Genomic DNA, 4,435 nt, shown 5'->3' on the forward strand with positions numbered 1-4,435 from the left:
CTGTATGATTTCAAGTAAGAAGCAGCTGGTTATAAAGGGTGTAACCTAATGTAGTAAGTTATCTAAGCTGTAGGAAGAAAATCAGTGTAAATAGTTAATTTACTTTTAAAAATTGAAACTGTATTGTAAAGTAGTAATTTTACAAATAGAAACAGTTTTATATAATAAAGACAAGCACAGAAGAAATTAAATGAGTCCATAATTAGATTGTATAAGAAAGCTGATACTTGTAAGGACTATTCTGATAATATTTTAACTTCAAGGCTATGTAGCCATCATATAGCTATGACGTTTCACATTTTTAAGATGCAAATTATATTTGTAATTAACATTGTTAGGAGGTATTTAAATATGGAAAAAGTATTAGTATTGTTCAGTGATGCCCTCCTACTTGCTGCTCCAATTTATGAAGAAAATAAGCAGTTATGGGGCAAATGGAATAAATATTATAAAGAAGTCCAAGAGAATCACGATAAATTAGTAACATCTGCTAATATGTCCCCTTCCTTTTCAACGCTTGTTTCTTGGTTAGGTCAGAAACAAGAGCAAGGAGTATCGGTATTGAACATTTATGCCAATCTGGATAAATATAAAATTGAGATTCAAAATGTACTAGATAAGATCATTGAACAAGAATTCGGAGGAAAAGTTGAAGCAGTTGAGCCAACTCAAATTTCAATTTTTGAAGATAGTCAGGTAAAAGAACATATAGAAGATATATCGGATGATTACTATCCTGTAACTAATGACGCAATGTACTATCAATTACGTGATGGAATAGCAAAAAATCATTTTGAGGAAGATGAAGCAGTAGCAAAACCGGTATTGCCATTAGAAACGAAAAATTCAAGTGGAGTTGCACAACTATCCTCACATAAGGATGAGGATTTGAGACTAGTTAACACAAACGAAGCAGAGAGATGGTCCATATTGGTCGATGGAGTAATTAGTAATATGGATGACCTTACAGCAGATTGTTTGGATACCATTACAATCCAGTGGTTAAATCAAGCTAAATCACCAGATGAATTCATAGATTTTAGTTATGAAAACGTATTGGAATTGTGCAATATGCCAAAAGCATCCGCAAATGGTGTAGAGTATTATCGCGCAGAAGATAAGATAAAAATAGCACAACGTATTGCAGCTTTAGCTAGTATCTTTATTTATTTGAATGATGATAATGAAGTTGTAGTATTGAACGATCAAGCAGAAACTGGGAAACAATTCGAAATGAAACGTGAAGTAATCAAAAGGCTGTTCGTACTTGATTCTGTAGTGTTATGGAGAGATAAGAATACTAATGAATACATGGGAATAGAATCCTGTAAGATTAAGCCAGGTAGTTTCTTATCAGGTTATTTGTATGGATCTAATAGTACAACTGCTTTATTGTCGAAAAAAGCATTAGAGTATAATAGCTATAGACACAAGTTTCATAAACGTTTAATACGTTATTTATCCTGGCAGTGGCGAATTCGTCAACAATACAGTACTTTAAAAAGGCCATACTCCATTGGTGGAGAAAAAGGTCTACTATCTGTAATAGGTATTAAAACAACGAAGGGTCGCCCAACTCGAATCCGAGAACAACTGGAAAATGTTTTAATTGACTTAGAAAAAGAAAATGTCATTTCACATTGGGCATATGCAGAAGAATTGGATGAAACAAAAATAGGAGAACGCAATTGGTTTAAGAATTACTATGAAAAGTTGGGAATCATTATTTTACCTCCAAAAGAATTGATGAATAATATAGATAGTATGGTGAAGAAAAAGACAATAGATATACAAGAGAAGCAGGAAGAACCTTATACTGCAGATACAGTAAAACAAACTACTATAGGATCAGAGGATATGATTCGAGAAAAAATTATGCATCAGCATATGCATCAAAATAAAACAATGCGTGAGCTAGCAGATGAAATAGGTTTATCCCCTGCTACGCTATCAAGATTTTGTAATAAAAAAATGAAACGCATTTCAAAAAGTGTTAATGAAAAACTTAACAAGTGGTATGAAAGACAAATGATTATAGAATCTATGTGAAAAGAAGCAGATACCTTTAAATGGAGAGGTACCTGCTTCTTTTTAGTTTGATCATTTTCTGCCTGTATTGCTCCATAATCGCGCCCGATAATTGAACAAGATAAATTCCAAGGTTTCCCCCATTTATGTATAACAACTTTACTTCTATTATAAATTTAAAGCGTTATGAAGAATGAATACGAATCAACGCTTCCGCATGATTAATGCTTTCTTTTAAATAAATTGGCGAATTGGGGTGATTTAATATTTCATCAGTAGTTAACCATAATACCTCTTCAACTTCATCGGGACTTTTAGAAAATGCCTCCCCCGATTCATATTCGCAAAGAAAAACAATATCCACAACATTTTCACCTGTATCGGTTACGAATGACGTACTATGTACATAATTTAGCCTGTCTTTTACGCTCACACCGACTTCTTCTAATATTTCTCGCTTTACTGTTCTCTCTAATATGTCTGATGAATTCCCTTCTATATCTACCTTACCTCCCACAAGAGAAAGCCAACCACCAGCATGTTCCTCTTTTTTGCTTCTTTCAATAATAAGCCATTTATCATTTTTCCTTATAGCACCTTCAACATTTACGATAAACATTTTAAAGTACCTCCTATAAATTATCCTTATTAATTTCGGGTATTTCCTATGCTTTGTAGCTTGTTCAAAAGCATAACCAAGTGTTTTTTGCCCTTTTTTATTTTCATATATGTACTCCCTTTCGAAAGCAAACGTATTTCTATATATATTGCTTTTATTATACCGTTTATCGTAGTTTTTAGGATATCGCTCTTTTACGTTTACAATTAAACAGCTTTATTATCACTGCACAGCTTGAATATAAACTAATGCGTGAAACGGCAACACCGATATTACCACAAAAGGCAGAAAAAAATAGCCCTACTTTGGCAGTGGACTTGTTGTTTAGCTATAAGCGCGCTATACGCTATTAGCTATATGCCAGGGGTATTGTATATATTGCATGTACTCAAATCATAATTTTAGATTGCAGCTGTTCCATTACAAAAAGTATTAAACTAACTAGCAAATATGCGATTTTTATATGGGAAATAAGGACAATTCTGAGACTGCATACTTAATAAAACAAGTATGTTTTTTTCTATAAATCTTTCAAAAGAAAAAAAGGCGTAATCCTTGATACATAAGGGATAAGCCTCTTTGCTTACCTCTTGCAATAGTATGTAATGGCAAATACCTATATATGATATCACAAATTAATGTTATATTTCCCCAATCAGGATGAATACCACTATCCAACCATCTGTACTTTCCATATAATTGAAATATTCTATGTGTCGAGGTGAAATCATGGATTCTTCTTCGTTTTACTCTATTGTGATCATAATTGCTGCGTTAGTCATATGGCGTAGAACTTTGGCAATGTATCGCCCTATTAAAGGAAACGGAACCCGCATTCTCTTACCCATACTATTTTTGTTACTCCCCTGCATTCACATCATCTTAAATCCAAAAGCACATGCCGCTGGCTGGGAATGGATTTGTGCAGCTATCTTTGGATTTCTTTTGTCAATTCCACTTATTTGGACCACTCACTATGAACTCCGATTCGATCAGCATATTTATGCTGTAAGAAACAAGAGCTTTATTATTACCTTTCTCATCGTACTTATTATCCGTTTTTTACTTCGTGATTATTTAAAATGGCTAGGTCCAGAAACAGAAGCAGCACTATTTATGACTGTAGCACTGGGATATATCTTACCTTGGAGAATTATCTCTTTCATCAAATTTCGTCAACTATACAAAAGTCGAATCCAAACTAACAATAACATTGACTTACGATAACACTAATTATGTGAATGGAAAGTACTTTCAGAACTTCTGAGGGGACTTTCCAGGTTTTGCAATACATTGGTTTTATGCTAACAAAAGATGCTTATTTTTTTGAAGAACTATGTTAATTTTGAGGAACAAAGGGACAGATTTACTGCCCCCTATTGTTTACTTATTTTGATTTTTTTTTGGCTCTTAATGCGATTTTTTCAAGTCCATTTTCTCCCGCAAATTCTACATCTACTTTTGGTACAGCATTTTTATTGTTCTTCAATTGATTATTCTTATTTTTAGCCATTTTTTCACCACCCTTGTAGCTTGATTTAGTTATTCCTTCAAGGATGCCAACTATAATAAATACACTATATACAGATAGCGGAGTTGTGTTTTTTCGTCATCAGCACCCACGATTTTAGTTTGCTTTCTTTTTTGTAGCCTATGCGATTTGATTTACTTCTTTAAATAAACTGCCCCATTCGCTCAATAAGACATTGAATACAAAGCGATTGCACCCAATGGTTTTAACAATTAATATTTTTTGTTCCTTCGTTGGATAGATACGAAATTTATATG

Annotated in this window: 4 protein-coding genes and 1 pseudogene; 2 read left to right on the forward strand and 3 right to left on the reverse strand. The window is 33.2% G+C overall.

The window, feature by feature from the left end:
• The first annotated feature begins 351 nt into the window (after nt 1-351).
• Nucleotides 352-2,049 (forward strand): helix-turn-helix domain-containing protein, encoded by a 1,698-nt coding sequence (locus tag V7038_RS03905; protein ID WP_199661636.1) that lies wholly within the window; start codon nt 352-354, stop codon nt 2,047-2,049.
• A gap of 163 nt (nt 2,050-2,212) precedes the next feature.
• Here V7038_RS03905 and V7038_RS03910 read toward each other — a convergent pair whose 3' ends face one another.
• A complete protein-coding gene (locus tag V7038_RS03910; RefSeq protein WP_335469212.1) occupies nt 2,213-2,647 on the reverse strand; it encodes an NUDIX hydrolase in 435 nt (144 codons plus the stop codon).
• A 729-nt stretch (nt 2,648-3,376) separates the two neighbouring features.
• Here V7038_RS03910 and V7038_RS03915 point away from each other — a divergent pair.
• Nucleotides 3,377-3,874 carry a CcdC protein domain-containing protein gene (locus V7038_RS03915; protein WP_002161984.1) on the forward strand — a complete coding sequence of 166 codons (498 nt, stop codon included), beginning with the start codon at nt 3,377-3,379 and terminating at the stop codon, nt 3,872-3,874.
• 160 nt (nt 3,875-4,034) lie between these two features.
• Here the strand turns inward: V7038_RS03915 and V7038_RS03920 are convergent, their stop codons facing one another.
• Together V7038_RS03920 and V7038_RS03925 are read right to left on the reverse strand one after the other, a co-directional pair.
• Complete coding sequence (locus V7038_RS03920) at nt 4,035-4,160, reverse strand: hypothetical protein (protein WP_335469214.1); 126 nt, start codon at nt 4,158-4,160, stop codon at nt 4,035-4,037.
• Between the two features lie 159 nt (nt 4,161-4,319).
• Nucleotides 4,320-4,435, reverse strand: a pseudogene (locus tag V7038_RS03925) (helix-turn-helix domain-containing protein); the annotation flags it as partial.

The organism is Bacillus sp. JJ783 (genome assembly GCF_036963225.1).
Lineage (GTDB): Bacteria > Bacillota > Bacilli > Bacillales > Bacillaceae_G > Bacillus_A > Bacillus_A cereus_U.